The sequence below is a fragment of the Paraburkholderia sp. ZP32-5 genome, from assembly GCF_021390495.1.
In the GTDB taxonomy this organism is placed as follows: Bacteria; Pseudomonadota; Gammaproteobacteria; order Burkholderiales; family Burkholderiaceae; genus Paraburkholderia.
Genome location: NZ_JAJEJP010000003.1, coordinates 681,277 through 708,079 on the forward strand (window position 1 = coordinate 681,277; position 26,803 = coordinate 708,079).

Consider the following 26,803-nt stretch of genomic DNA (forward strand, 5'->3'; position numbering starts at 1 on the left):
GCCCTGGCCGGATTTTCGCAATAGATGGCCCAAAAGCGGACAAGCCGGCGCTTTAACTAATGTGGTCGATATCTGACAATGAAGCAATCGATGAACAACGTGAACGCGCGACGAACGGATCGGATAGCTGAGTATCGACATCCACGTCGACATCGACAGTAACGCTAACGAAACGAGGCGTTCAAACGTTGTGTGCAAGCAGTGCGTGGGCTAACTGAATAGCGAATCATATGAATGCGAACCCTGTGACAATTGGATCCGACGCGGTAACTGTTCCGCAAGCGCTGGAAGCGAGCCCCGCACGCGTCGTGTCCGCGCCGCCGCCGGCTGCCGCGCAGGTGCAGTTCACGGCGCGTATTGCGCTCGGGCTCGTCGGTATGTTGTTCGCGTCGTTGCTGGCGATCCTCAACGAGCAGGTGACCGCGGCTGCGATGACCGATATCCGCGGCGCGTTGTCGATCGGGTATGACGACGGCAGTTGGCTCACCGCGCTGTTCGAAGCGGCGAACGTCGCGACGATGGTATTCGCGCCGTGGTTCGGCATCACGTTCACGCTGAAGCGATTTACGGTCGGCGCGGTACTCGCGACGATGTTCTTCGGTCTGCTGTGTCCGTTGGCGCCGAATCTGCCGGCGCTATACGTATTGCGGATTCTTCAGGGCATCGCGGGCGGATGTCTTCCGCCGATGCTGATCATCGTGGCGCTGCGGTATCTGCCGCCCAATCTGAAGCTTTATGGTCTCGCCGGCTATGCGCTGACGGCGACGTTCGGGCCGGCGCTGGGAACGCCGCTCGCCGCGTTGTGGACCGAGTTCGTCAATTGGCGCATGGCGTTCTGGCAGATCATTCCGCTCGGCGTGTTGTGCTGCATCGCGATTCAGCAAGGACTTCCCGCGGACCCCATAAAACTCGAGCGATTCCGTTCGTTCAACTGGCTCGGGCTGCTGACCGGGTTTCCCGCTGTCGCGATGCTGGTGGCCGGCCTGTTGCAAGGCGATCGGCTCGACTGGCTCGACTCGGCGTTTATCCGCGTGATGTTCTGCGCGGGCGGGTTGCTGCTCGTCGTGTTTCTGGTCAACGAATGGTATCGGCCCGTGCCGTTTTTCAAGCTGCAACTGCTGGTGCGCAGGAATTTCACGCACGGCCTTTTCACGTTGCTCGGCAACGTAATCCTGCTGGTCGGTCTCGCGGCGATACCCGGCCAATATCTGGCGAAAGTCCATATGTACAGGCCGCTGCAGACCGCGCCGCTGTCGTTGTTGCTCGCCGTTCCGCTGCTGATCACGCTGCCGTTGACGGCCGCGTTGCTGAACACACGCCGCGCCGATCATCGCTGGGTGATCGCCATCGGGCTGATGCTGATGTTCATCACGTGCGCGATGGGCAGCTTGATGACCTCCGAGTGGATCCGCGACAACTTCTACCTGCTGCAGGCATTGCAGATCGTCGCGCAGCCGCTGGTGATCATGTCGATCCTGATGGGCGTGACGACCGGGCTGCCGCCCACCGAAGGGCCATTCGCTTCGGCGATGTTCAATACCGTCAAGACGTTTTCCGCCGCCGTGGCGACCGGGCTCATCGAAGGTCTGGGCACCGCGCGCGAGCGTTTCCATTCGAACGTGCTGGTCGATCAGTTGGGCAATCGCGCGCCGATCGCGTACCCGGGTGCCGATACGGCCTACGGTATCGGTCAGCTGGCGCACCGGATTCACGAGCAGGCGTTGGTCCTGACTTCGGCCGATCTCTACCGGGTGATGGCGTGCGTTGCCGTTGCTCTTCTTCTGCTGGTTCCCGTGTTGCCGGTGCGGATCTTTCCGCCGTGGAGCACGACGCCGCCTTCTTCGCATTGAGAGACAAACCATGTCATCGATCACGCATTCGCCGTTAAAGTCACCGCTCACGCTCCTTCGTATTGCCGCGGCCATCATCGTTGCCGGTCTCGCGGCATGGGCTGCTACGAAACTGTTGTCGAGCCCGAACTCGGAATCCACGAACGACGCCTACGTCACCGCGGATTTCACGCTGGTCGCTCCGCGCGTCGCGGGGCAAATCACGGACGTACTCGTCAACGATAACGAGGACGTGAAAGCGGGCCAACTGCTGGTACGCATCGATGACCGCGACTATCGCGCCGCGCTGGCGAGCGCCGAGGCGGAGGTCGCGGTGGCGAAAGCGTCGGTGGCGAACTTCGACGCGGAGATCGCGCGGCAGCCGTCGCTGGTCGCGCAGGCACGCGCAACGTTGCGCTCCGATGATGCGTCGATTGGCTTTGCGCGGGCCAATGCGTCGCGCTACCAGAATCTGTCCGATGTCGGCGCGGGGACCGCGCAGGAACAACAGCGCGCTTCCAGCACGCTCGCGCAGCAACTCGCGCAACAGTCGCATGACGAGGCCGCGTTGATGGCCATCGAGCAGAACCTCGACGTGCTGCGCGCGCAACGCGACAAGGCCGCGGGCGCGTTGGAGCACGCGCAGGCGATGCTGGAGCAGGCGCAGCTCAATCTGTCCTACACGCAGATTCGCGCGCCGGTCGACGGCAAGGTGGGCCGCCGCTCGGCGCGAGTCGGCGCGATCGTCGCGCCCGGCGCGCCGGTTCTGGCGATCGTGCCGCTGTCCGATGCGTATGTGCTCGCCAACTTCCAGGAGAGCCAGATCACCAACATGCGACCGGGTGAAAGCGTGCGCGTGACGGTCGATAGTCTGCCTGGCGTGGTGATTCGCGGTCGCATCGATAGTCTCGCGCCGGCGACCGGGGTGAGCTTCGCGCCGATCGCGCCCGACAACGCGACCGGCAACTTCACGAAGGTCGTACAGCGTGTGCCGGTCAAGATCACGATCGATCGCGGGCAGTCCGCGGCGTCCGCACTGAGCGTCGGGCTGTCGGTCGAAGCGGCGGTTGCGGTGGCTCACGGTAACGAGGCGATAGCTGACGGAGCGCAAAGAAAATGAACGGCACCCAATACTCCCTACGCGCGTTCGTCGCGGCGACGGTCGTGGCTTGCGCCGCGCTGACAGGCTGCACGGTGGGCCCGAACTTCGAGCATCCGCAATCGGCGACGCCGGACGTCTTCGAGCGCACCCAGACCGCGCAGTCGCCGAGCAAGGCCGTGCAGGCACAGTTCGGTCCGGACTGGTGGATGCTGTTCAACGATCCGGTGTTGAACGATCTGGAAAAGCAATTGGCCGACGCCAATCTGGACGTGGCCGCGGCTTCCGCGCGCCTGCTGCAGAGCCGGGCGCAACGCCGGGTGGCCGGCGCGGCCGAATATCCGACGCTCGACGGCGCGGTCTCGTACAACCGCGAACGCGGCAGCCCAAACGGCATCCTGTCATTGCTGGGCGTCACGCCGGCTCAAAGCACGCCGCAATCGGCGTCCGGCAGCGCGCCGCTCGGCGTGGCGCCGCTGCCGGGCTCAGCGGGCTCGCCGGCCTATAACCTGTATCAGGCGGGTTTCGACGCGTCGTGGGAGGTCGATCTGTGGGGGCACGTGCGACGCAGCGTCGAAGCGGCGAGCGCGCTGTCCGATGCGTCGTACGAGGACCGTAACGCGGTGTTGCTCAGCGCGCGCGCCGAGCTGGCGCGGGACTATGTCGAGTTGCGCGACACGCAGGATCTGTTACGGATCGCGAACGAAAATCTCGAGATCGCCAACGACGTCCTGAAGCTCACCCGGGTTCGCGCGCATGAAGGCGTGACGACCGATCTCGACGTGTCGAATGCGTCGGCCCAGGTCGAGAACATCGAAAGTCTGATTCCGACGCTCGAAGCGCAGTGCGAAACGACGATCAACGCGATTGGCCTGCTGCTCGGCCAGCAACCCGGCGCGCTGCGACAGACGCTGGGTGAATCGCGTGAAGTGCCGGTGCTGCCCGCGAAGGTGCCGATCGGCTTTCCGTCCGAACTCGTGCAGCGCCGGCCCGATATCCGCCGGGCCGACGCGCAGTTGCATGCGGCGACGGCGGAAATCGGCGTCGCCAAGGCCGACTTCTATCCGCGCATCACGCTGAACGGCAGCGCGGGCTTGCAGAGTCTGCAATTGTCGAATCTCGGCAGTTGGGCGTCGGGGCAATTCGTCGTCGGCCCGTCGCTGACGTTGCCGATATTCGAAGGGGGTCGCCTGAAGGGCACGCTGCAATTACGCGAGGCGCAACAGCAGGAGGCCGCCATCGTCTACAAGCAGACGGTGCTGCGCGCATGGCGCGAAGTCGACGATGCGCTCGTCACCTACGATGCCGAGCAACGTCGCCGCGATCGGCTTGCCGCCGCGGTCAGCATGAACGAGCGCGCGCTCGCGGTTGCGCGCGAGCGTTACAAGGGCGGCGCGCTCGACTATCTCGACGTGCTGAACGTGCAGCGGCAATTGCTCGATGCGCAGAGCAATCTGCAAAAGAGTAAGGCGGCGGCCGCGACGAATCTCATCACGCTCTGCAAGGCGCTGGGAGGAGGTTGGGAGTCCACCTATGGCGGGTAACGCGCGATGCGTGGCGTTCATCTTCTTCCAGCCGTGCCCGATTCGCCCGCTATCCGCTCGGCTAGCCGCGGCGTCGCGAAGTCGAGGAACGCCCGCAGCTTCAAAGGCAGCGGCAGTTGCCCCGCATGCACCAGATGAACCGGCAGCGGCGCGGCTTCGAATGCCTCCAGCACGATGCGAAGTTGTTGGGCGCGAATCGCGTCCGCCACCTGGTAGGACAGCACGCGTATCAAGCCGACGCCGCGAATGGCGGCTGCGATTGCGGCGTCCGCCGTATTGACGGCGAGCCGCGCCCGCACGGGCACCGACTGCTCCGACTTGCCGGACCCGAACGTCCACGCGCGCATCGACTCGAGCGCTTCGAACGAGACGCAGCGATGCGCGCCGAGATCGGTTGGTTTGGCCGGCACGCCCTGCGCGTCGAGATATGCAGGACTCGCGCAGATGACCCGTCGCACCGCGCCGACTTTCCTCGCGACCAGCGTGCTATCCGGCAACTCGCCGATGCGGATGGCGACGTCCGCGTGCTCGTCCATCAGATGCACGACCCGGTCGGTCAGCATCAGATTGACGTCGATTTCCGGGTATTGCGCGAGAAAGTCGGCGATCACCGGCACCACGTGCAGACGGCCAAAAGCGACCGACGCGGTCACCGCGAGTTCACCCTTCGGCGTCGCGTATTCGCCGGTCGCGGCGCGCTCGGCTTCGCCGATCTCTTCGAGAATGCGCCGGCATGCAGCGACGTATGCGGCGCCGGCTTCGGTCAGCGAAAGCGTGCGCGTCGTGCGATGCAGCAGACGCGTTTTCAGGTGCGATTCCAGTTCTCCAACCTTGCGGCTGACCGTGGGCAGCGGCATGTCGAGATGACGCGCGGCCGCCGACAGACTGCCCGCATCGACGACCGCGATCAGGATCGACATGGCTTCGAGACGATTCATGATCCTCTCAATTGGTGGAAGGATGAATCTTGATCCTGATGGATTCTCTTTGTGAATGCAAGCGCGTACCGTTCATACATGCACCCCGATAGCGGCATGTCGATGTCGATGCCCCAAGCAAACGAACCAGGAGATTGCCGTGCGCGGCTCAACTACCCCTAACAGCTCTACTACCTCCAGCGCCGGTCCCGCGACGCCCACGGTCGCGTCGCGCGGCAAGATCCTGATGATGGCGATCATTGCCGGCGCAGTGATTACCAACGTGTATTGCACGCAGCCGATCCTGCCGTTGATCGCCGCGGGCCTGCACGTCAACCTGACGACGGTCGATCTCGTCGCGGCGGCATCGCTGCTGGGTTTTTCGACCGGCCTCGCATTGCTGCTGCCACTTGGCGACCGGTTCGATCGCCGCCTGCTCGTGTTGATCCAGATCGTGCTCGCCTGCGGGTTCGGCCTCGCGGCCGCGTTCGCGCCCGGCATCTGGGCGCTGGTCGCGGCGTCGTTTGGGCTTGGCATCGTCAGTTGCGTTCCACAGCAACTGGTGCCGTTCGCTGCCGTGATGTCGTTGCCTCACGAACGCGGGCGTAACGTCGGCACCGTGGTGAGCGGCATCATGGTCGGCATCCTGGCCGGCCGTACGGTTGCCGGTGTGATCGGCGCGAAGTATGGATGGCGTGCGGTGTACGGCGTCGAAGCGGCCTTCATGGTGCCGGTCTGGATTGTCGCCGCGTCGCTGCTGCCGCGCGGCGTGCCGTCGACGGATCTGTCGTATGGGCGGTTGTTGGCTTCGCTGTGGCCGCTGATGCGGGATCACCGCCCGATACGTGAATCGATGGTGATTCAGGCGTTGCTGTGGGCATGTTTCAACGCGTTCTGGGTCAATCTCGCCGCGCTTCTCGCGAGCGGTCCGTGGCATCTCGGCAGCGCGTGGGCGGGCGGCTTCGGCATCATCGGCGCGGCCGGCGCGTTTGCCGCGTCGCTGGGCGGCAATGCAACCGATCGGATCGGCTTTCGCAAAGTGATCGGCGCGAGTATCGGCATCGTCACGCTGGCTTATCTGCTTCTTTCCGGCGCGGCGAGTTCGCTGGTGCTGTTGATTGCCGGTGTGATCGTGCTCGATATCGGCGTGCAATCCGGTCTCGTATCGAATCAGACGCGCGCATTCGCCGTCGATCCGACCGCGCAGGGCCGCATCAATAGCCTCTATATGACGGCGACATTTTTCGGCGGCGCGGTGGGTGCGACGCTCAGTGGCTGGTTGATGACGCGCTTCGGCTGGAACGGCATCGTCGCGTTTGGTATCGCGATCGGTGTTCTCGCGGCCGTCATTCACTGGATCGGCGCGCCTCGTACGACGGCGCTTCAGGCTCGGGTGCAGGCCAAGCCGGACTGATTGAAGAAGCTACGACGATTGGCGCGTCGGCGGCGCCATTCAATCCTGTCGTTCTATTCAGCCGATTCGCTTTTTGATGTTGCTGACTGTGGAGGTGTGAAATGAAGTTCTCGATCAAAACTGAAATCCGCCCGGACGCTCTGTCGACGCTCGAGCATGCGATGAAGTCGGTGGATGCCGACGCGAAAGTGGACGTGGACCTCAACGCGCGAACGGTGAGTGTCGACTCGTGGTTGATGGCGGAGGAGTTTCTCGTCGCGTTTCAAGACGAGGACTACGACGTGACGGTTGCCGAGTGGTGAAGACCACATTGAACGTTCGATAAGAGTCAGGTATGAGCCAGAACCCAACCATTGCCGCGTCAGAAGTTCAGAGTGCGCCGTTTGCCGGCGAATCGATGTCGGGTGCCGACATCATCTTGCGCGTACTCAGCGAACAGGGCGTCGATACCGTATTCGGCTATAGCGGCGGCGCGATTCTGCCGACCTACGACGCGGTGTTCCGTTTCAACGAAAAGCATGCGCACGCTCCCGAGCGGCAGATCAATCTGGTCGTGCCCGCCAACGAGCAAAGCGCCGGCTTCATGGCAGCGGGGTATGCGCGCGCGAGCGGCAAGGTCGGTGTTTTCATGGTGACGTCAGGACCCGGCGCGACCAACGCGGTGACGCCGATTGCCGATTGCAACGGCGACTCGGTGCCGGTCGTACTGATCTGCGGGCAGGTGCCGCGCGCGGCGATCGGCAGTGACGCATTCCAGGAAGCGCCGGTGTTCAACATCATGTCGGCGTGCGCGAAGCAGGTGTTTCTGGTTACCGATCCGCACAAGCTCGAACAGACCCTGCGTACCGCGTTCGACGTTGCTCGCAGCGGACGGCCCGGCCCCGTCGTCGTGGACGTGGCCAAAGACATCCAGAACTGGCGCGGTACGTGGCAAGGGCATGGCACGCTCGCGTATCGCGGCTATTCCGAACGTCTGCGCAAAGTGGCCACGGGCGCGCGGCTCGAAAACACCCGCTGTGACGAATTCTTCGATCTGCTTGCGCAAAGCTCGCGTCCGCTGCTGTATGTCGGTGGCGGCATCATCGCCGCCGGTGCGTCCGATGAACTGCGCCAGTTTGCCGAGCGCTACCGGATCCCTGTGGTGAACACGTTGATGGGCTTCGGCGCGCTGACGGCGAAACACGAACTGAGCCTCGGCATGCTCGGCATGCACGGTGCGGCCTGCGCGAACTATGCAGTCGAAGATTGCGATTTTCTGATCGCGGTGGGTGCACGGTTCGACGATCGGGTTGCCGGTGGCCGCCCGCACGCGTTTGCGCCGCGCGCGCGTCATATTGCGCACATCGATATCGACGAGGCCGAAATCAACAAGGTCAAGCGCGCGCATTGGACCCATGTGGGCGACGCGAAGGAGGCTTTGCGTTCGTTGATCGCGCATCGTGCGTGTGTCGAGGCGCCGTCGGCGTGGCTCGATCACATCACGGAACTGAAGCGGCGCTACGGCATGAATTACGACCGCAACAGTGCGCTGATCCAGCCGCAGCTCGTCATCGAAAAGCTCAGTGAGCTGACCGGCGGCCGGGCTATCGTGACCACCGGAGTGGGCCAGCATCAGATGTGGGCCGCGCAATTCTTCTCGTTCGTCGAACCACGGAGCTTGCTGACGTCAGGCAGCATGGGCACGATGGGCTTCGGGCTGCCCGCCGCGATCGGCGCGCAGATCGCGCGCCCGAACGCGCTGGTCATCGATATCGACGGTGACGGTAGCCTGCGCATGAACATCGGCGATCTGGAGACAGCCACCACCTACGGCGTACCGGTCAAGGTATTGCTGCTCAACAATGCCGGCGACGGCATGATCCGGCAATGGCAGCGTCTCTTTTACGACGGAAGGTTGTGCGTCAGCGATAAATCGCTGCATCGGAAAGACTTTGTGATGGCGGCTCGAGCCGACGGCTTCGAGTTCGCGCAGCGAGTCGAATCGCTTGGCGAACTCGAAGCGAAACTCGCCGCTTTCATCGAATTCGACGGCCCCGCTTTCCTTGAAGTGATGATCGACGAGAACGCCGATGTGTTTCCGATGGTCGGGCCGGGGCACAGCTATTCGGACATGATCACCGGGCCATTCATACCGTCGCGCGATGACGGTGAAGCGGGCGCGCGGCCCGCGGCGCATCGAACCGCGCCCGACATGTTCTAGCTCGACGAGCCGGATGTATTCACGCAGTCCTGCCGGTACCAGAGATCGACCTGATGCTGGGCCGCCTGTAGATCATCCGGATAGTACGGATCGTCGATCCATCCCGGGTGATAGCCGGCTTTTTCGAGTGCGGCCATCTCGCTGGCGTTGCGCTCGCGTGTCAATGGCGCGTTATTCCTGAGCGCGGTTAGATCGCGGCATTGCGCGGCGCTCAAATGCGCGTTGCTGGCGTTCTCTCCACCACCTGCCGCACAGCCGGCGATCGAGAAGGCGACCGCGGCGGCCATCGCCGCCGTCTTCTTTGGCTGTTTCATTTTCGCCTCCGTCGACTCCATCGCCTTCGTTTCGCCGCTGTTCTGCCTCGCCTGGCGGGCCCCTTCCGAGCCCAAATCACACTTTTCAGCGCGCCAGACCGTCGTGTCGGCCCGAGGGTGATTATCCTTTAAAAACAAATAATTAGATCGATATCATCGAAAATTTCCAGCGCTTGACCCACACTTTGAACGATTTCTTGCACAAAAACTTATATTAAGTATAATCGTTTTCACTTTGGAGACAGGCAGCTTGCCATCAGGACGACAGCGCACGTTTCGCGGGGCAACACCGTTGCCATCGACGACGCGGCTTGCTGGTCATTTCGCATCCATGGCAGGGCGCGCGGCGCGCCGGTCGTTTTTCATGTGCCTATATCGCGTATAGGCAATCAATCCGCTGGAGGCGGTGAAGCCGTGACGAGAACGAGAGAGACAAAACCATCCTTTATCGGTGAAATGCGCGCTGGGCGTCAGCAGATCGGCTTGCGCTCGCAACTGTGCAGCCCGATCGCCGCCGAGGCGCTCGGCTTCAGCGGCTGCGATTACGTCTACATCGACATGGAGCATTCGCCCAACGATCTGATGTCAGTGCAGCAGCAGGCTCAGGCGATTGCGGGCACGCCGGCGCATGTGCTCGTCAGGCTCCCCAAACTGGATTCGTTGCTGATCCAGCAACTGCTGGATTTCGGCATCGAGAACATCGTGGTGCCGATGGTGGAAACGGTTGAGGAAGCGCAGTTGGCTGTCGCGGCAACGCGCTATCCGCCGCACGGCGTGCGCAGCGTCGCCAAGATTCATCGCGGCAATCAGTACGCCGGCGGCAACGAGTACTTTGATGAAATCGATTCGCGCGTCTGTCTGATCGTGATGATCGAAACGCGCGCGGCGCTGAGCCGCATCGAGGAGATCGCGGCCGTGGACGGCGTGCATGGCGTGCTGATCGGCCCGGCCGATCTGGCCGCCGACCTCGGTCATGCGCGCGCGTCCGGTCATGCCGACGTGCTCGCCGCAATTACCGGCGCCATTCCGAAGATCAAGGCCGCGGGCGCGTTCGCCGGCATGTCGGCCGCCGAAGGCGCCGCGGGCCGGAAATGGCTCGACATGGGTTGTCAGTTCGTATCGGTCGCGGGCGATATCCAGATGCTGGCGAGCCGGGCGCGTGCGATGGTCGAAGAGGCTTCGGCATGACGGACCGCTCCGTGCAGGCGGGAACGCAAGCGGGCACACCGCTGACGCTGTTCGACAAGCTGTGGAATAGCCACGTGATCGTCAACTCGCCACATGGCGAGGATCTGCTTTACGTCGATTTCAACATGATCAACGAGGGCGGCGCGTTCCTCGCGTTCGACCAGCTTCGGCTGGAAGGGCGCAAGGCCCGCCGTTCGATGCAGCAGATGGCCGTCACCGATCACTATCTGCCGACCATCAACCGCGCGGCCGGCACCGCGGGCATCGTCAATCCGGAAATCCGCCGCGTCGTCGAGATGCAGCAGGAAAATGCCCGCGACTTTGCATTGCCGCATATCGACATGCATCACCGCATGCAAGGCATCGTGCACGTGATCGCGCCGGAACTCGGCATCGCGCAGCCCGGCATGATGATCACCTGCAACGATTCGCACACGGCGACCAATGGCGCATTCGGTCTGCTGGCATCGCCGATCGGCGCGTCGAACCAGTTGCGCCACGTGATCGCCACGCAAACCGTGTGGATGAACCGTCCGAAGCCGATGCGGATCGTGATCGACGGCGAACTGCCGAACGGTGTGACGCCGAAGGACATCATTCTCAGCATCATCGCGCGCATCGGTGTCGGCGGCGCGGTCGGGCATGCGATCGAATATGCGGGCTCGACGATCCGCGCGATGTCGATGGAAGGGCGCATGACGATCTGCAACATGTCGGTCGAGGCCGGCGCGAAGATCGGATTGATCGCGCCTGACGAAACCACCTTCGCTTATCTCGCGGGCCGTGCCAAAAGCCCGCAGGGCGAAGCGTGGGACGAAGCGCTGCGCTATTGGCGCACGCTGCGCAGCGACGACGGCGCCGTGTTCGCCCGCGAGCTGCACGTCGACGTGTCGACGCTCGCGCCGATGGTCAGTTGGGGAACGAGCCCGGAAGACTGCTCGCCGATCGATGGCGTCGTGCCCGATCCGGCGGCCATCGCCGATAGCGACCGGCGTCGCCATGTCGAGCGGGCGCTCGAATATCTGGATCTCGCGCCGCTAACACCGCTGCAGCAGATCCGTATCGATCGCGTGTTCATCGGTTCGTGCACCAACAGTCGCATCGAGGATCTGCGCAGTGCCGCCGCGGTTCTGAAAGGCCGCCGCTCCGCGGTGCCCGGCATGGTGTCGCCCGGCTCGTCGTCGGTCAAGCGTCAGGCTGAAGCAGAAGGGCTGGACGCGGTCTTCAAGGCCGCGGGTCTTGAGTGGCGTGATTCCGGCTGCTCGATGTGCAACGGCTCCAATGGCGAGCTGGTCGCGCCCGGCGAACGCTCCGCGTCGACCACCAACCGCAATTTCGAGGGCCGCCAGGGGCGCGAGGCTCGCACCCATATCATGAGCCCCGCGATGGTGGCCGCCGCCGCCGTCGCCGGACACCTGGCCGACGTTCGCAGCATCGCAGTACAGGAGATGACGTCGTGAAGCCATTCGTCACATTGACCGCGGTCGCGGCGCCGGTGGAAATCGCCAAGATCGACACCGGCATGATCCTGCCGGGCCGCTACATGCGCCGGCATCGCCGCCCCGGCCACGACTACAGCGAAGCGTTCCTGCACGATCTTCGCTTCGATGAAAAAGAGCAGCCGCGCGCGGATTTTTCGCTCAACGAACCGGCCTATCAGGGATGCGAAATCCTCGTGACGGACGCCGATTTCGGTTGCGGCTCGTCGCGCGAAGGAGCGGCTTACGCGGTTCTCGATTTTGGCCTGCGCGCGCTGATCGGGCCGAGTTTCGGCGACATCTTCTTTGCGAACTGTCTGCAGAACGGCGTGTTGCCGATCGTGTTGCCGTATCCGGCGATCCATGCGTTGTGGCGGCAATTGCGCGCGAACCCGGGCGCGTCGATCACGATCGACCTGCCCGCGCAATTCGTGATCGCGCCGGACGGCTCGACGTTCGAGTTCGACATCAACGCGCTGCGCAAACAGCGGCTGATCGATGGCGTCGACGATATCGACGTGACGCTCGGTTACGTCGAGGCGATCGATGCGTTCGAGACGGCGCGCCGTGCCGCGATGCCGTGGTTGCCAACCGCCGGATGACGCCGGTCTGAATCATATTGAGTAGTGGTCTCGTGGCGCCGCGATGCGGACGCTACGAGGTTGGGATAAGGAGGAGATGCTGTTGCTATGAATATCGACAATTCCGTTGCTGCGTCGTTGCTGCCCGCCATCGTGCGGTTGAACGGCGTCAGCCAGACTTTCCCGTCGCGCGCGGGTGCGCCCGCCGTGCATGCGATGGGTCCGATCACATTGGATCTACGCCAGGGCGAATTCTTTTCGATCGTCGGCCCGTCCGGTTGCGGCAAGTCCACGTTTCTGGAAGTGCTCGCCGGCCTGACGACACCGAGTGGTGGCGAAGTGCTGATGGATGGCAAGCGCGTCCAGGGCAGCATTCCTGACGGCGTCGGCGTCGTGTTCCAGGAGGATGCGAGCTTTCCGTGGCTAACCGTGTGGAAGAACATCACGTTCGGCCTGAAGCAGAACGGCGTCGACCCGAAGATCGCAACCGAGCGCGCCGAGCGTGCATTGGCGCTGACTGGCCTCACCGCATTCCGCGATTCGTATCCGGCGCAACTGTCCGGCGGCATGCGCCAGCGCGTGTGCATCGCGCGCACGCTGGTGATGGAGCCGCGCCTGATTCTGCTCGACGAACCCTTTGCCGCGCTCGATCAGCAAACACGCTTGCTGATGGGCGACGAGGTGCTGAACCTGTGGCGCGCGACCGGCGCGACCGTCGTGCTGATCACGCACGCGCTCGACGAAGCGGCGATGCTGTCCGACCGCGTCGGCGTGATGTCGGCGCGTCCCGGCCGTTTTATCGAAATCATCGAAACGGGCTGGGGCCGTGACCGCGACAGCCGGATCGCTTCGTCGGAGCAGTTCGGTACGCTGACCGCGCACCTGTGGTCGTTGCTGCGCGACGAGTCGATTCGCGCGACCCAATATGGGAAGGCGAAATCATGACGCTCGGACGCATCAGATTACTTGTCGTCGTGCTGTGCGTGATTGCCGTCGAGGTTGTGTGCCGCACGGGCTTGATCAGCAGCTATACGCTGATTCCGCCGAGCCAGATGGTGGTCGCGCTGTATCACCTGCTGCTCGATGGCAGCCTGACCCCGGAGATCGTCGCGACCTTGGGCTCGGTGCTGATCGCGATCGTCTGCGCGGTGGTCTTCGGCATTCTCGGCGCGGTGATTCTGCACGCGGTGCCGCGCTTGCGCCGCGCAATCGACCCGGTTCTGTCGATCTACTATTCGATCCCGATGTTCGTGTTCTACCCGCTGTTCATCGCGTTGTTCGGACTGACGGACACGCCGAAGATCGTGCTGGGTTTTCTGCTTGCGGTGGTCACGATGATCGCCAGCACACTCAACGGGCTCGACCGCGTGCCGAAGGTGATGCGCAAGACGGCTCGCGTGTTCCGGCTGGGCAAATGGGATACGGTGCGCCAGGTGATTCTTCCTTCGGCCGCGCCGCACATCTTCAACGGCGTGAAGCTCGCGATCGCGCAGGCGTTCGTCGGCGTGCTCGGCGCCGAGTTCATTCTGTCGACCGGCGGCCTCGGCTACCAGATCTTCTACGCGTTCCACGATTTCGATAACGGCAAGATGTACGCGATCGTGCTGCTGGTGCTGATCATCGTGTCGGTCGTCAACGGGCTGCTGCTGGGCTGGGAGCGTCGCCTGCGCCAACGCCGGGGGCTCGCATGAATACCGTCGACAGCTTGACTCCAATCGAAACCGCGCCGAAGCGCTCCAGGTGGGAACAGCATCAACGTTCGTTCGATCTGTTGTTGATCGCCGTGGGTTTCGTCGTGCTCTGGCAGATCTTCTTCGTGATCGGCGGCTCGGTCGCTTTGGCTTCGCCGTGGCAGGCCACCCGCACTGCGATTGCGATGCTCGCGTCGCCGGACTTCTGGGGTGATATCGGTACGACGTTCTCGGCATTTGCGTACTCGGTCGTGATCGAGACGGTGCTCGGCATTCTGCTCGGCGCAATCCTGGGCTTACGCAAGCTGACCGGTGACGTGGTGGAGCCGATGATCGCGAGTCTGTATTCGATCCCGAAGCTGATGTTCTTCCCGATGATCACGCTGTTCTTCGGCATCGGCATGAGTTCGGAGGTCGCGTTCGGCGTGCTGCACGGCATCATCCCGATCATTCTTTTCACGATGAGCGCGGTGCGCAACATCAAGCCCGTCTATCTGAAGAGCGCCCGCACGATGGGCCTGTCGACGACGCGGACGTTGTGGTCGATCGCGTTGCCGGCCGCGATTCCGGAGATCTTCACCGGTTTGCGCATCGGTATTTCGGGCGCACTGATCGGCGTCATTCTTTGCGAGATGTTCGGCTCCGCCAAGGGTGTCGGCTTTCGCCTGATGAACGCCGTGGCGAACAATGTCGTGACCGACATTTCCGCCATCACGCTGATCCTGATCGTCGTCGCCGCGGTGCTCAGCGGTGTGCTGATGAAACTGGACGAGCGTTTGCATCGCCGCATCTAAATTAATCGAGATCAATCGAGACATCAGAATGGAGGAGCAGGAATGAAAGCAGGTACAACGAGGCGTGGGCTTTGGTCTGTCGTGGTTGCCGTGGGACTGATCTGCGGCGCGCTCAGCGCACCAGCGTCGAGTGTCGAGATCGCCGCCACCAATTACGGCAGTTCGGTCATCGGGATCCCCTGGGCGATCGCACTGGACAAGGGCTATTTCAAGGATGCCGGTGTCGACGTGTCGGCCGTGATCGGTTCGCCGGGCGGCAGCACCGAAGTGCGTAATCTGATCGCCGGCGATCTGCCGTATGCGGACAGCGCGCTGATTCCGACACTGAAGGCGATCAAGAACGGCTCCGATCTGCGGATCATCAGCGACAACACGCAGACCTCGGCGCAGTTCGTCTGGCTCGTGAAGCCTAATTCGCCGATCAAGACCCTGGCCGACCTGAAGGGCAAACGCATCTCCTTCACGACGCCGCTCAGCACCAGCCAGTCGCTGGATTTCATGCTGATCGAGAAGGCGGGCCTGAAGCCGTCGGACGTCAAGCTGATTTCGACGGGCGCCTACGGCGCGGCGCTGACGGCGCTGCAAAACGGCGGCATCGATCTCGCTCTGGTGTCGGAGCCGACCTACACGATGAACAAGAGCACGTTCAAGGCGCTGTTCTGGTCGCGCGATCTGTTCTCAGCGATCAACACGTCGATCGGCGTGACGTCGGTGAAGACGATCAAGGAGCATCCGGACATGCTGCGCGGCATCATCGCGGCGCGCCGGCGAGCCGTGCAGTTCATGAAGACCAATCGCGATGAGTCGGTCGCTATCGTCGCCAGGGTCTACAAGATGGATCCCGCTGTCGTGCGCGCGATGATGGCCGAGCTGATCGACCATCCGTCTTCCGACGGCTCGGTGTTCTTCGGCCAGGGCGATATCAATCCGAAGGGGCTCGACGCGCTGGTCGACCTCGCGCAGAAGACCGGCGATCTGAAGGAGAAAGTCGACTGGCGCGACTATGTCGACCAGAGCTTTCTTCCCGCCGATCTGCAGCACAAGTTGAAGTAGGCCACCGTTCGGCGCATCCGAACGATGCATCCCGAACGGCTATAAAACATGGGAAAATTCCGGCGCGACGAACCACCCCGTCGCGCTGGTCAACCTGGAAGCGGAGAGTCTCGACATTGATCGCCCCGAAAGTGCCGCGTTCTTCATCAATGGATGGCTTGTTTGGCGAAAAGATCAATCTGAATCGGCTCGCGATCTTCGTTTCGGTCGTGGAAACGGGCAGCATGAGCGCGGCGGCCGAGAAGTTCGGCATTTCGCAGCCGGCCGTTTCGCAAGCCATCGTCAAACTCGAGGAGGCTAGCGGGATCGATCTGTTCGATCGCTCGACCCGGCCGCCGGTCCTGACATTGCGAGGCGCGGCTTTCTTCAAGCAGGCGTCCGCGGTCGTCGAAAGCGTGCGGCGACTGCAAAGCAGTTTGCGTCTCGACACGGCGGCGCAACTGCCGATCCTGCGCGTCGGCATGCTGAACAGCTTTGCCACGACACTCGGCCCGTTCATGGTCAAAAGCCTGCAGGAAACGGCCGTGCAATGGTTCGTGGACACCGGCTATGAGGCCTCGCGAATCATCGCGCTGCTCGACCGGCGCTGCGATTTCGTGATCACGGCCGACGAAGCGGCACCGCCGCAAGGCTTGATCGCGCTGCCGCTGTTCTCCGAGTCCTACCGCATCATCCTGCCCGACGAGCCCGAGAAGGCGCACATGCCGGTGCTCGATCGCATCGCCGGCATGAGCATGATTCGCTATGGCCGCGATCCGCATATGTTGTCCAGCATCGATCGATGGCTTGCCGCGGCCGGTATCGAGGCCGCTGCCCGCTACCATCTGGACACCGTCGAAGGGGCGGCGCAGATGGTCGTCTCGGGGCTCGGCTGGAGCCTGTTGCCGCCGCTGGCGTTCTTCCGTCTGATCGAGCGCGGCGACCGGATCACGTCGGTGCGCTTTCCGGGTGTGCCGATCCGGCGCACGATCGTGGTCGTTGCCCGCGAAGACGAAGGCGCGGGCATTGCCAAACGGATCCACCAGACCGCGCTCGGTCTGATCAACGATATTTTTCTGCCTAGCTTGCAGCGACATCAGCCTGATGCCCTTGAGGATATCGAGGTCTACGACGGCAAGTAGGTAAGCCGCGCCGTGCAGGCTTGCGTGATCCGGCTGTCGTTGCACGGTTTCAACTTCTTTCTGATCGCCACTTCCATGACGAGATCTGCGCGTTTGCCCTGCAAGGCAAACGTGCAAATTTCGGTCGAAATTTTTCAAATTGATCGATTCAATCATTTTAGGGGTTTTCCCTCGGTTGAATTGAACGTTTCGATCAAATAGCATGAGCCGATCGATCAGATGCGATCAATCTACGCATGAAAAATCGTTCCAGATTGATCGAATCGATCAAATAACGCAGAAGCCGCAAGCACCAACGCATCCCCGCAAGACCGAAATCGAGACTTACGACATGAATCCCGTCTATCACTTCCAAACCGTCCAGCACGTCGTGCATGGCGCCCACAGCCTCGACCAGTTGCCCGAGAAGCTCGCACTGCTCGATCGCCCGGTTCGCCGCATCACGTTGATCACGCAACCGGTGATGGAGCAGAACAGCGTGGCGGCGCGCGTGGTCGCGGCGCTGAAGGCGAGAGATGTCGAAGTGTTGATCGTGCGCGACGTGCAGCCCGAGCCGACTATCGAGAACGTGGAAACGGTGTTTCGCGAGCAGATCGAACCGTTCGCGCCCGACGCGGTGCTGTCGATCGGCGGCGGCAGTGTGCTCGACGCGGCCAAGCTGTTCGCGGTGCGCCTGACCAACGCGCAGCCGCTGCGCGAATGGCTCGGCATCGATCTGATCAAGACACCGGGCGTGCCGCTCATTCTGGTTCCGACCACGGCCGGCACCGGCTCCGAAGTCACGCCGAACGCGATCGTCACGCTGCCTGACGAAGAGTTGAAGGTCGGCATCGTGAGCCGCCATTTGCTGCCGCAACTGGTGATTCTCGACGCGACGCTGACGCTCGATCTGCCGAAGCCGATCACGGCCGCAACCGGCATGGACGCGTTCATTCACGCGCTCGAATCGTATATCTCGACCAAGGCGAATCCGATCAGCGATATGTTCGCGATGGAATCGATGCGCCTGATTGGCGCGAACCTGCTCGAAGCGTATGAAAACGGCCACTCGCTGAAGGCACGCGAAGCGATGCTGCTCGGCTCGATGTACGGCGGCCTCGCGCTGACCGCCGCGGGCACGGCGGCCGTGCACGCGCTGGCTTATCCGCTCGGCGGTATGTTCAATATCACGCACGGCGTGGCCAACTCGATGCTGCTGCCGCACGTGATGGCGTTCAACCTCGATGCGATCGTCGGCCGTCTTGCGACCGTCGCGCACGCGCTGGGTATCGCACAGCACGACGACAGCGATCAGACCGCCGCCGACAAGTTTCTCGAACGCCTGCGTGAGTGGACCGCCGCGCTCGCGATCCCGCAGGATCTGCGTCAGTTCGGCGTCAACGAAACGCATCTCGATGCGCTCGCCGTGGCGGCCGCCAAGGTCAAGCGTCTGCTGGGCAACAACCCGAAGGCGCTGAGCCTCGACGACATCAAGGCGATCTATAGCCGTTTGCTGCCGTGAATACCTTCGCTACCCGCCAGCCGCGTCTACTGATACTCGGAGACGATCTCTCCGGCACGGCCGACTGCGCCGTGAAGTGCGCGCGTCTCGGCCTCGCGAGCGTCGTCTGTCTGAACGCGGCGACCACGGCCACGGCCGGCGACGCGGACGCAAGCGCTGTGCTCGCGATCGACACCGATACCCGCCGCGCGTCGCCCGCCGATGCAGCGAGCGCGAATGCGCGGGCATGGCACGCGCACGGCGCCCGCCGCTTGCTCTACAAGAAAATCGACTCGACGCTGCGCGGCAACGTTGCCGCCGAAGTCGCCGCGCTCGCGGCTCACGCGGGCATGGCGATCGTCGCGCCCGCGCTGCCCGAGGCGGGCCGCACAGTCCGCAATGGCTGTCTGCATGTGCACGGCGTGCCGGTCGAAGAGACGGAAATCTGGCGCAACGAAGCGATCGATGGCACCGGTGATCTGCGCCCGATGTTGATCGGCGCTGGCCTGCAGGTCGGGCATGTGAGCCTGCAAGTGGTGCGCGAAGGTGCGGGACCGTTGCGCGAACGACTCGAAGCGCTGCGCGCGGCGAAGTGCGAGGCCGTGGTCTGCGACAGTGAAACCGATGCGGACCTCGCCGTGCTCGCGCAAGCTTCGGCCACGCTCGATCGTGTGTTCTGGGTCGGCGCGGCGGGACTCGCGCAAACATTGATCGTCGCGCTGACCGGCGCACACGGGCAGGCAAGCGTAACGCCCGCGGCAACGCCCGCAGCCGTGCTGCCCGCAACGACCGGGCAACACGCGCGCGGCGTGCTGATGGTAGTGGGCAGCATGTCGAGCGTTTCGCACGAGCAGGTCGCCACATTCCGCGCAAACAGCAGCGGTGCTTTCGATATCTTCGACGTCGACGTTGCTTCACTGCTCGACGCGGTGAGTCCTGATTCGATCACGCTGGGCGCGCGCGTCGCCGATACGCTGATGCGCGGCCGTCACGCGGTGGTCGCGTTGAGCCAGGCCAGCCGCGCGCAACCCGCCGATGGCGAACTGCTCGCGCGGCAGCTCGCGGCTCGCCTCGCCAGCGCCGCCACGCATGCGGCGGCATTGATCGCCACCGGCGGGGAAACGGCGCGCGCGCTGCTGATGGCCATGGGTATCGCCGAGCTGCGCGTGAGCGAAGAAATCGAAAACGGCGTGCCGTTGATGGCCGCCACCGGCGCGTCTTATGTGTTGCCCGTCGTCACCAAGGCGGGCGGCTTCGGGCGCCCCGACACCCTTTATCGCGCGTGGCAGCGGCTCGTCGCCATGACGCAAGCGGACGCGCAAGCGCCGCGTCAACCCAGCAAAAAGGAAGCTATGAACTATCGTCCCGTAATCGGCATCACGATGGGCGATGCCGCCGGCGTGGGCCCGGAAATCATCATGAAGAGCCTGGCGCACCAGTCGGTGTACGACGGTTGCCGGCCGCTCGTGATCGGCGACGCGAAACGGCTCGTCGATGCCGGGCGGCGCGCGGGCGTCACTCTCGAAGTGCGCTCGATCAACGCCCCGGCCGACGCGCGCTTCGAACCCGGCGTGGTCGATTGCATCGATCTCGGTCTGATTCCTGAGTCGATGCCCTATGGCCAACTCTCTGCTGTCGCCGGCGATGCCGCGTACCAGTACATCGCGCGCACGGTCGAGCTGACGTCGGCGGGCGAACTCGACGCGATCTGCACCGCGCCGCTCAACAAGGAAGCGCTGCATGCGGGCGGCCATATTTTCCCCGGCCACACGGAAATGCTCGCGCATCTGACGAACATCCCCGAAGTGTCGATGATGCTCGTCGCGCCGCGGCTGCGCGTAATTCACGTGACCACGCATATCGGCCTGCTCGACGCGATTCGCAAGATCGAGCCGGGCCTCGTGCAGCGCACGATCGAGCGCGCGCATGAAACGCTGCTGCGCGCCGGCATCGAAGAGCCGCGCATCGGCGTGTGCGGGATCAATCCGCACGCGGGTGAAAACGGCCTGTTCGGTTATGGCGAGGAAGAAGAAAAGATCGTGCCGGCGGTGACCTTGCTGCGCGAGCGCGGCTGGGACGTGGAAGGCCCGCTGCCCGCCGACACGCTGTTCTTCCGCGCGGGCCGCGGCGACTTCGACGTGGTCGTGGCGATGTATCACGACCAGGGCCACGGCCCGGTGAAGGTGATGGGCCTGGAGGCCGGCGTGAACGTGACTGTGGGGCTGCCGGTGATTCGCACGTCGGTCGATCACGGCACCGCATTCGATATCGCCGGCAAGGGTATCGCCGACGAACGCAGCATGCTCGAAGCGCTGAAGCAGGCGCAGGATCTCGCGACGCGCCGCGCGGATAGCGCGACGGCTCGTGAACATCCGCGCGCTGGTCTGTAATCGATGCGATGGCAACGAGCGAGGTCACGGCAATTCGCGCAGTGGAATTGCGAAACCGGATTTCGGGCCTCGTGAATTTCCGTTTGAGAGCGGCGACATCATTCGCCGCTTATCAGGCGCCTTTTATTTGCAACTTCAACTTTATAGGAGGCTGAACAGGTTCCCTGATGGTCCCGGCTGTCAAATGCGTAATTGCCTTATCGCGGCCACTTGAATGACCTGGTACTCGTCCTGTTTTTGTCGTCGAGGCAGGGGATATAGCAAGCAATTAATTGAACGGTGTACAGCGAGCGATCTTGCTGAACTCGGCGACGGAAAGGCCGTCGATCGAACGTAATTCTTCCGGGTGAACGACTCCTGAGCCTGTGCCATGCACGAGGCAAGGGAAGCTATTTGCCCGTCAATATCGTGACGCTAACTTTCTGGCGATGCGTCGCATCGCGCCATCATTAAAATACTGGAGGAGTGGAGATGAAAAAATATAACCCCATAAAGGTCACTATCGCGGCGGCAGCAGTCATGGCGGCAGTACCGGCATTCGCACAAAGCAGCGTGACGCTATATGGCGTCGTCGATACAGGGCTTGGTTATTTGAGTAATTCGAGCAGTCTCGGCGCAACGCACGGCGGCCGTTCGAAGCTCTATATGAACCAGGGCGTGTGGTCGGGCAGTCTGTTCGGTTTGACGGGTACGGAAGATCTGGGCGGCGGGACGAAGGCGATCTTCAAGCTCGAAGGCGGCTACAACAGCGCGACGGGTGGCCTGCAGTTCGCGAACACGCTGTTCGGCCGCCAGGCGTATGTAGGGCTGACGAATAACCAGTACGGTACGTTGACCGCCGGACGTCAGTACACGTCGTATTTCCAGTTGTTGCAGCCGTACAGCTCGCCGAACTGGCTGAGCGGCGGATTTGGCGCGCACCCTGGCGATATCGACGGGCTGGATAAGAGCTTCCGCATCAATAACAACTTCGTGTATACGTCGCCGAGCTTCGCCGGCCTGAAGGTGAGCGGCTCGTACGCGCTCGGCGGTGTCGCGGGTGCGACCGGCAGCGGCCAGACGTGGAGCATGGCGGCGCAATACGCACAGGGACCGGTCGGCATTGCGGCGGGCATCATGCGCATCAACAATGCCACCGTGGGCGGCGGCGCGTGGGGAGCGAATTCCACGGCACAAAGCGGTGGCGCGCAACAGGCCGTGTCGGCGATCAACTACGGCTATTCGACGGCGGCCAATCAGCAGCGTATCGCGGTGACCGGCGGCTACACGTTCACGCCCGCGTTCGATATCAGCGCGTCGTACTCGAACGTGCAGTACCTGCCGGGCGCGTCGTCGTCGTTCCATGACAAGGCGATCTTCAACACGGGCGGTGTGGTCCTGCACTGGCAAGCAATGCCGGCTCTCAATCTGGCGGCCGGATATAGCTATACCGCTGCAACCAAGGCCAACGGGATCAGCGATGCGGCCCACTATCAGCAGTTCAACCTGACGCAGTTCTATTCGCTGTCCAAGCGCACGGCTATCTATGCGCTGGAGGCGTACCAGCTGGCGGGCGGCAACACGTTGACACCGAATGCTTCCGGCACGGGTACGCACATCATCAACGCGACTGCGTCGATCGGTGATGGTCAGAACAACACGCCTTCGTCGACGCGCAGCCAGGTTGCGGTGATCCTCGGTATCGATATGAAGTTCTGACGTACGCGTCGGGCTAACGGCGGGATCAGCACGAAGCACGGGAAAGGGGACAGAGTACGGGGTAAACTACGGGCGCGCCGCAGTGTCCATACGGTCTGCCTCGTCGCCCGGCGACGTCCCGAACCCAACGCTGAACACCCATGAAAGTAGCCCGTCGTCGTGAAGCCATGCTCAAAGCCGTCCTTGGCGGCATGACCGAAGTGTTCGAGTTGTGCGAGCACTTCGGCATGTCGGAGGCGACCGTGCGCCGCGATCTGCGCGCGCTCGCCGACGAGGGGCTGATTCTGCGCACGTACGGCGGCGCGGCTTCGGTGAGCGACCACGCGCCCGAGGAATCGCTCGAACAGCGCCGCCAGAGTTTTCAGGCCGAGAAGGACGCGATCGGCCAGGCGGCGGCCGCCCATGTGCGCACGGGCGATACCATTTTTCTCGACAGCGGCACGACCACCGCCGCGCTCGCGCGGGCTCTCGCGCGCTCGGGCCGGCACGACATTCAGGTGGTGACGAACAACCTGCTGGTCGTGCAGGCGCTGACCGGCAGCAACGTGCCGCTCACGTTGATAGGCGGCGAGGTGCGCGAATCGAGCATGAGCACGCTCGGGCCGATCGCGCAGCTCGCGCTGACGCGCATCACCGTCGACAAGGCGTTTCTCGGCGCCGATGGCGTGGTACCGGGGCGCGGCCTGTGCGAAGCGACGGCCGACCAGGCCTACCTGAAGGAATGCCTGATGCGCCAGGCCGCCGGCCTGTTCGTGCTCGTGACCGCCGACAAGCTCAATCGTGACAGCCAGCAGCACTGGGCGCCGCTCGAAAAGCCGTGGACGCTGATCACCGACGCTAGCGCGTCGCATAGCGGGTTGCAGGCGTTTCGCAATCTTGCAGGGCTGACGATCGAGGCGATCGTTGTGGCTGACGCAGAGGGGCGTTGATAGACGTTCGCGACGAGCATCGGCTGCGGGACGCCGTGCGCGAGCTTGCTTCGTGAGGTGTCAGCCTGCCGACAGGTCAAAACTCCGTGCCGCGTTCGCGCAGCCGCAGCGCCTTGCGATTGACCTTGCCGGACTGTGAACTCGGCAATTCGTCGATGAACTCGATTACCCGTGGGTAGCCGAATTGCGAATGCGCGTCGCGCACAAATTCGCGGATGTCGTTGGCTACCTGCATGCTTGCGCTATAGCCGCTGGCCAGCACGATGTAGGCCTTCACGCGCGAGCCACGCTCGGCATCCACTACGCCGATTACACCGGCCGCCGCCACCGCCGGATGCTGGCAGCAGGCCTCCTCGACTTCGAACGGACTGATGCGATAACCGGACGCCTTGATCACATCATCCTTGCGTCCGATGTACCAGTAGAAACCATCGCTATCCTGCACCGCGAGATCGTTGGTATGGAACCACTCGCCGCCGAACACGGCCTGTGTATCGTCGGGGCGGTTCCAGTAGCCGAGCGGAAACTGCGGGTTGCTGCGCGCGCGCAGACAGATTTCGCCTTGCTCGCCAACCGCGACTCGTCGTTCGGCGTCGTCGAGCAGTTGCACGTCCCAGCCGGGCACCGGGCGACCCATCGAACCGGGCTTGATACGCAAGCCGGCGAAGTTGCCGATCATCGGATAGGCCTCGGTCATGCCGTAGTTTTCCAGTACATCGATGCCGAACTGCTGTTTGAACCACGTCGCTTCGCTTTTGCCGAGCGGCTCGTTCGCGCTGCAACAGATCCGGAACGCTTGCGGATAGCGTGTGCCGGCGTCGGGCACCGCATTCATCATCAGACGCAGGCCGCTCGGGTTCAGGAATACGTTGCTCACCTGATGGCGGCTCAGCGCGGCGAGCAGCCCCTCCGGATCGTAGCGTTTGGCCGATACGTGCACGAGATTGACCGCGCCATAGCGCCAGGGTCCGAGAACCTTGTAGACGCCCCATGCCCAGTCGCCCATCCAGTAAGAGCGTTCGCCTTCGCGCAAGTCCTGGCATACCTCGAACTCGTTGTGCCCGATCAATCCGCGATGCGGTGCGACGACGCCCTTCGGATGACCGGTCGAGCCGGACGTGAAATAGATCAACGCGGGATCGTCGGCGCGGGTGTCGGCCGTGACGAACGTGTCGTCGAACGACGCGATATGCGCTGCGTCGTGGCGCAGCGTGCGATGGGTATTGCCGAGTGCACGCGCCGCATTCGTATCGTCGACGATCAGCAGCGCGACCTGCGCAGCCTGAAGCCGATAAGCAAGCGACTCGTCGCTCCACAGCGCGGCCATCGGCACGCCGATCGCGCCTAGTTTAAGAATGCCGAGGATCGCGGCGGCGGTATCGACCGATGCCGGCATCAGCACGGCCACCCGATCGCCGGCGCGCACGCCCTGCGAGGCCAGCGCGTTCGCGAAGCGATTGGCGAGACTCTGGATTTCGCGCCAGTAGACGAAGCGGTCTTCGAGCGCTTCGCCCGTGACGATCATCGCGAGCCGTTCCGGCGGATGTTTGTCGCACACGTCGCGCGCGACGTTGTAGCGCTCCGGCACATGCCAGCGATACGTGTCGTGCCAGTGCTGGTAACGCTCGCGGTCGGATTCGGTTGCGGCATCCACGGCGCGTTCTTCTGTGTATTCGGCGTCAGACATGGGTTGGTGATTTCCGCTCGGGCGTGTCAATGCGACGTGAAGGATTGATTGGCGCGCGACATCCGCATGCCGGCAGTTTCGGGCAGCATTGCGATCGGCACCAACGCGAGGATCGCGATCGTCGACATATAGAAGGCCGGCGCGAGCGGCGCATGGGTGAGCACCACCAGGTATTGCGCGACGAACGGCGCGGTGCCTCCGAACAGCATGTAGCCGAGGTTGTAGCCGAGCGCGGCGCCGGTGTAGCGCACTTCGGTCGGAAACAGTTCGCATTGCACGACCGCGACGACCGATGCCGTCAGCGTCAGAAATACCGTGATCAGAAACTGTCCGAGGATCGCGTTGAGCATGCCGCCTTGCGCGGCCAGCAGATAACCGGGCACCGGCGACAGCACCAGGCCGATTGCGCCGGTGAACAGAATGCGCTTGCGGCCATAGCGATCGCCGAGGCTGCCGAAGAACGGAATCAGCGCGCTGTAAAGCAGAAGCGCGAGCGCGTTCGATACGAGGCTGATGGTCGGACTCAAGCCGATCACCTGCTTCAGGTAGGTCGTCATATAGCTCGACATTGTGTAGAACGCGAGCGCGTTCAGCGACGCAACGCCAGCGAGCAGCAGAATCTGCCTGCGGTAATGCGTGAGCACGGCCTTGACCGGTGCCTCGACGATGCGGCCGGAGCGCGCGAGGTCGACGAACGCAGGGGTGTCGTCCAGTTTCGTGCGCAGGTACAGTCCGACCAGCGACAGCGGCGCGGACAGCAGAAACGGAATACGCCAGCCCCATGACATGTACGCGTCTTTCGACATCGACGCTTCGATGATGGTCATCAGTATTGCTGCCACCACGAATGGCAATGTCTGTGACGAGTTCGAGATGCCGGTCCAGAATCCGCGCCGCGCACTGGGTGCATGCTCGCTGAGGAACGTCGAACTGCCCGACGCCTCGCCGCCGCCGGAGAAGCCTTGGCCGAGTCGCAGCACGGCGAGCAGCAGCGGCGCGAGCATGCCGGCGTTTGCATAGGTAGGCAGCACACCGATCAGCGTCGTGCACGCACCCATCATCAGAATGATGATGGCCAGCGTGTTACGCCTGCCGATGCGATCGCCGAGCTTGCCGAAAAAGATGCCGCCGGCCGGACGGAACAGGAACGTCACGCCGAAGATCGCGAGCGTGGCGAGCAGGCCCGAAGTCGGGTCGCTGCCGGGAAAGAACAGCTTCGCAATGGTCGACGCCGAATAGCCATACACGGCGAAATCGAACCACTCGACGAAGTTGCCGGCTGACGTGCCGGCAAGCAATCTCAGCTTCTTGCTGGATGAAACATCTTGCGCGGCGTGCATGCGATCGCCGGCAGTTGCGCTCTGCGTCAGGTTCTTCACGGCTGCTCCTTCCAGAT

Annotated in this window: 22 protein-coding genes; 18 read left to right on the plus strand and 4 right to left on the minus strand. The window is 63.2% G+C overall.

Going from position 1 to position 26,803, the window contains the following annotated elements:
• Nucleotides 1-230: 230 nt before the first annotated feature.
• The 3 genes from L0U82_RS35560 to L0U82_RS35570 are packed head-to-tail and all read left to right on the plus strand — an operon-like array spanning nt 231 to nt 4,472.
• Nucleotides 231-1,850 carry an MFS transporter gene (locus tag L0U82_RS35560; protein ID WP_233838387.1) on the plus strand — a complete coding sequence of 540 codons (1,620 nt, stop codon included), beginning with the start codon at nt 231-233 and terminating at the stop codon, nt 1,848-1,850.
• Between the two features lie 10 nt (nt 1,851-1,860).
• Nucleotides 1,861-2,949, plus strand: a complete 1,089-nt coding sequence (locus L0U82_RS35565) for an HlyD family secretion protein (RefSeq protein WP_233838389.1) — start codon at nt 1,861-1,863, stop codon at nt 2,947-2,949.
• Complete coding sequence (locus tag L0U82_RS35570; protein ID WP_233838391.1) at nt 2,946-4,472, plus strand: efflux transporter outer membrane subunit; 1,527 nt, start codon at nt 2,946-2,948, stop codon at nt 4,470-4,472. Before L0U82_RS35565 ends, L0U82_RS35570 begins: the two co-directional genes overlap by 4 nt.
• Nucleotides 4,473-4,489: 17 nt before the next feature.
• On the opposite strand, the gene L0U82_RS35575 is transcribed toward L0U82_RS35570, so the two are convergent.
• Complete coding sequence (locus L0U82_RS35575) at nt 4,490-5,410, minus strand: LysR family transcriptional regulator (protein ID WP_233838393.1); 921 nt, start codon at nt 5,408-5,410, stop codon at nt 4,490-4,492.
• A 55-nt stretch (nt 5,411-5,465) separates the two neighbouring features.
• On the opposite strand from L0U82_RS35575, the gene L0U82_RS35580 reads away from it, so the two are divergent.
• The 3 genes from L0U82_RS35580 to ilvB all read left to right on the plus strand — a co-directional run bounded on the left by L0U82_RS35580 (nt 5,466) and on the right by ilvB (nt 9,003).
• Nucleotides 5,466-6,803 (plus strand): MFS transporter, encoded by a 1,338-nt coding sequence (locus L0U82_RS35580; protein ID WP_233838395.1) that lies wholly within the window; start codon nt 5,466-5,468, stop codon nt 6,801-6,803.
• Between the two features lie 101 nt (nt 6,804-6,904).
• Nucleotides 6,905-7,105, plus strand: a complete 201-nt coding sequence (locus L0U82_RS35585; RefSeq protein WP_233838396.1) for a copper chaperone — start codon at nt 6,905-6,907, stop codon at nt 7,103-7,105.
• A gap of 32 nt (nt 7,106-7,137) precedes the next feature.
• Nucleotides 7,138-9,003, plus strand: coding sequence for a biosynthetic-type acetolactate synthase large subunit (ilvB, locus tag L0U82_RS35590; protein ID WP_233838397.1), 1,866 nt, complete (start codon nt 7,138-7,140; stop codon nt 9,001-9,003).
• Here ilvB and L0U82_RS35595 read toward each other — a convergent pair.
• Entirely contained in the window at nt 9,000-9,317 is a 318-nt protein-coding gene (locus tag L0U82_RS35595) for a DUF4148 domain-containing protein (RefSeq protein ID WP_233838398.1), read from the minus strand. The genes ilvB and L0U82_RS35595 overlap by 4 nt on opposite strands.
• A gap of 414 nt (nt 9,318-9,731) precedes the next feature.
• Between L0U82_RS35595 and L0U82_RS35600 the strand changes: the two genes are divergently transcribed.
• The 12 genes from L0U82_RS35600 (at nt 9,732) to L0U82_RS35655 (ending at nt 23,720) form a co-directional block, all read left to right on the plus strand.
• Nucleotides 9,732-10,505: an HpcH/HpaI aldolase family protein gene (locus tag L0U82_RS35600; RefSeq protein ID WP_233838399.1), complete on the plus strand. Its 774-nt coding sequence runs from the start codon at nt 9,732-9,734 to the stop codon at nt 10,503-10,505.
• Complete coding sequence (gene leuC / locus L0U82_RS35605) at nt 10,502-11,965, plus strand: 3-isopropylmalate dehydratase large subunit (RefSeq protein WP_233838400.1); 1,464 nt, start codon at nt 10,502-10,504, stop codon at nt 11,963-11,965. Before L0U82_RS35600 ends, leuC begins: the two co-directional genes overlap by 4 nt.
• Nucleotides 11,962-12,585 (plus strand): 3-isopropylmalate dehydratase small subunit, encoded by a 624-nt coding sequence (gene leuD, locus L0U82_RS35610; RefSeq protein ID WP_233838402.1) that lies wholly within the window; start codon nt 11,962-11,964, stop codon nt 12,583-12,585. Before leuC ends, leuD begins: the two co-directional genes overlap by 4 nt.
• A gap of 87 nt (nt 12,586-12,672) precedes the next feature.
• Nucleotides 12,673-13,509: an ABC transporter ATP-binding protein gene (locus L0U82_RS35615; RefSeq protein ID WP_233838403.1), complete on the plus strand. Its 837-nt coding sequence runs from the start codon at nt 12,673-12,675 to the stop codon at nt 13,507-13,509.
• Nucleotides 13,506-14,255: an ABC transporter permease gene (locus tag L0U82_RS35620; RefSeq protein WP_233838405.1), complete on the plus strand. Its 750-nt coding sequence runs from the start codon at nt 13,506-13,508 to the stop codon at nt 14,253-14,255. Before L0U82_RS35615 ends, L0U82_RS35620 begins: the two co-directional genes overlap by 4 nt.
• On the plus strand, nt 14,252-15,049 hold the full coding sequence (locus tag L0U82_RS35625; RefSeq protein WP_233838407.1) for an ABC transporter permease: 798 nt from the start codon (nt 14,252-14,254) through the stop codon (nt 15,047-15,049). The genes L0U82_RS35620 and L0U82_RS35625 overlap by 4 nt, the downstream gene beginning before the upstream one ends.
• 42 nt (nt 15,050-15,091) lie before the next feature.
• The gene (locus L0U82_RS35630; protein WP_233838409.1) at nt 15,092-16,102 is read left to right on the plus strand and encodes an ABC transporter substrate-binding protein; all 1,011 of its coding nucleotides are present in this window, start codon (nt 15,092-15,094) and stop codon (nt 16,100-16,102) included.
• A 149-nt stretch (nt 16,103-16,251) separates the two neighbouring features.
• Entirely contained in the window at nt 16,252-17,223 is a 972-nt protein-coding gene (locus L0U82_RS35635) for a LysR family transcriptional regulator (protein ID WP_233838411.1), read from the plus strand.
• A gap of 331 nt (nt 17,224-17,554) precedes the next feature.
• Entirely contained in the window at nt 17,555-18,724 is a 1,170-nt protein-coding gene (locus L0U82_RS35640) for an iron-containing alcohol dehydrogenase (RefSeq protein ID WP_233838413.1), read from the plus strand.
• Nucleotides 18,721-21,093: a 4-hydroxythreonine-4-phosphate dehydrogenase PdxA gene (pdxA, locus tag L0U82_RS35645; protein WP_233838414.1), complete on the plus strand. Its 2,373-nt coding sequence runs from the start codon at nt 18,721-18,723 to the stop codon at nt 21,091-21,093. The genes L0U82_RS35640 and pdxA overlap by 4 nt, the downstream gene beginning before the upstream one ends.
• A gap of 471 nt (nt 21,094-21,564) precedes the next feature.
• Nucleotides 21,565-22,791, plus strand: a complete 1,227-nt coding sequence (locus tag L0U82_RS35650) for a porin (RefSeq protein ID WP_233838415.1) — start codon at nt 21,565-21,567, stop codon at nt 22,789-22,791.
• Between the two features lie 140 nt (nt 22,792-22,931).
• On the plus strand, nt 22,932-23,720 hold the full coding sequence (locus L0U82_RS35655; RefSeq protein ID WP_233838416.1) for a DeoR/GlpR family DNA-binding transcription regulator: 789 nt from the start codon (nt 22,932-22,934) through the stop codon (nt 23,718-23,720).
• A 76-nt stretch (nt 23,721-23,796) separates the two neighbouring features.
• On the opposite strand, the gene L0U82_RS35660 is transcribed toward L0U82_RS35655, so the two are convergent.
• Together L0U82_RS35660 and L0U82_RS35665 are read right to left on the minus strand one after the other, a co-directional pair.
• Nucleotides 23,797-25,407 (minus strand): acyl-CoA synthetase, encoded by a 1,611-nt coding sequence (locus tag L0U82_RS35660; protein WP_233838417.1) that lies wholly within the window; start codon nt 25,405-25,407, stop codon nt 23,797-23,799.
• A gap of 26 nt (nt 25,408-25,433) precedes the next feature.
• Complete coding sequence (locus tag L0U82_RS35665) at nt 25,434-26,786, minus strand: MFS transporter (RefSeq protein WP_233838418.1); 1,353 nt, start codon at nt 26,784-26,786, stop codon at nt 25,434-25,436.
• Nucleotides 26,787-26,803: the final 17 nt, after the last annotated feature.

What these genes read in the sequence shown, in the direction of transcription:
- L0U82_RS35560 (WP_233838387.1), top strand. Translation starts at nt 231, where the DNA reads ATGAATGCGAACCCTGTGACAATTGGATCCGACGCGGTAACTGTTCCG.
- L0U82_RS35565 (WP_233838389.1), top strand. Translation starts at nt 1,861, where the DNA reads ATGTCATCGATCACGCATTCGCCGTTAAAGTCACCGCTCACGCTCCTT.
- L0U82_RS35570 (WP_233838391.1), top strand. Translation starts at nt 2,946, where the DNA reads ATGAACGGCACCCAATACTCCCTACGCGCGTTCGTCGCGGCGACGGTC.
- L0U82_RS35575 (WP_233838393.1), bottom strand. Translation starts at nt 5,410, where the DNA reads ATGAATCGTCTCGAAGCCATGTCGATCCTGATCGCGGTCGTCGATGCG.
- L0U82_RS35580 (WP_233838395.1), top strand. Translation starts at nt 5,466, where the DNA reads ATGCAAGCGCGTACCGTTCATACATGCACCCCGATAGCGGCATGTCGA.
- L0U82_RS35585 (WP_233838396.1), top strand. Translation starts at nt 6,905, where the DNA reads ATGAAGTTCTCGATCAAAACTGAAATCCGCCCGGACGCTCTGTCGACG.
- ilvB (WP_233838397.1), top strand. Translation starts at nt 7,138, where the DNA reads ATGAGCCAGAACCCAACCATTGCCGCGTCAGAAGTTCAGAGTGCGCCG.
- L0U82_RS35595 (WP_233838398.1), bottom strand. Translation starts at nt 9,317, where the DNA reads ATGAAACAGCCAAAGAAGACGGCGGCGATGGCCGCCGCGGTCGCCTTC.
- leuC (WP_233838400.1), top strand. Translation starts at nt 10,502, where the DNA reads ATGACGGACCGCTCCGTGCAGGCGGGAACGCAAGCGGGCACACCGCTG.
- L0U82_RS35615 (WP_233838403.1), top strand. Translation starts at nt 12,673, where the DNA reads ATGAATATCGACAATTCCGTTGCTGCGTCGTTGCTGCCCGCCATCGTG.
- L0U82_RS35620 (WP_233838405.1), top strand. Translation starts at nt 13,506, where the DNA reads ATGACGCTCGGACGCATCAGATTACTTGTCGTCGTGCTGTGCGTGATT.
- L0U82_RS35625 (WP_233838407.1), top strand. Translation starts at nt 14,252, where the DNA reads ATGAATACCGTCGACAGCTTGACTCCAATCGAAACCGCGCCGAAGCGC.
- L0U82_RS35630 (WP_233838409.1), top strand. Translation starts at nt 15,092, where the DNA reads ATGAAAGCAGGTACAACGAGGCGTGGGCTTTGGTCTGTCGTGGTTGCC.
- L0U82_RS35635 (WP_233838411.1), top strand. Translation starts at nt 16,252, where the DNA reads ATGGATGGCTTGTTTGGCGAAAAGATCAATCTGAATCGGCTCGCGATC.
- L0U82_RS35640 (WP_233838413.1), top strand. Translation starts at nt 17,555, where the DNA reads ATGAATCCCGTCTATCACTTCCAAACCGTCCAGCACGTCGTGCATGGC.
- L0U82_RS35650 (WP_233838415.1), top strand. Translation starts at nt 21,565, where the DNA reads ATGAAAAAATATAACCCCATAAAGGTCACTATCGCGGCGGCAGCAGTC.
- L0U82_RS35655 (WP_233838416.1), top strand. Translation starts at nt 22,932, where the DNA reads ATGAAAGTAGCCCGTCGTCGTGAAGCCATGCTCAAAGCCGTCCTTGGC.
- L0U82_RS35660 (WP_233838417.1), bottom strand. Translation starts at nt 25,407, where the DNA reads ATGTCTGACGCCGAATACACAGAAGAACGCGCCGTGGATGCCGCAACC.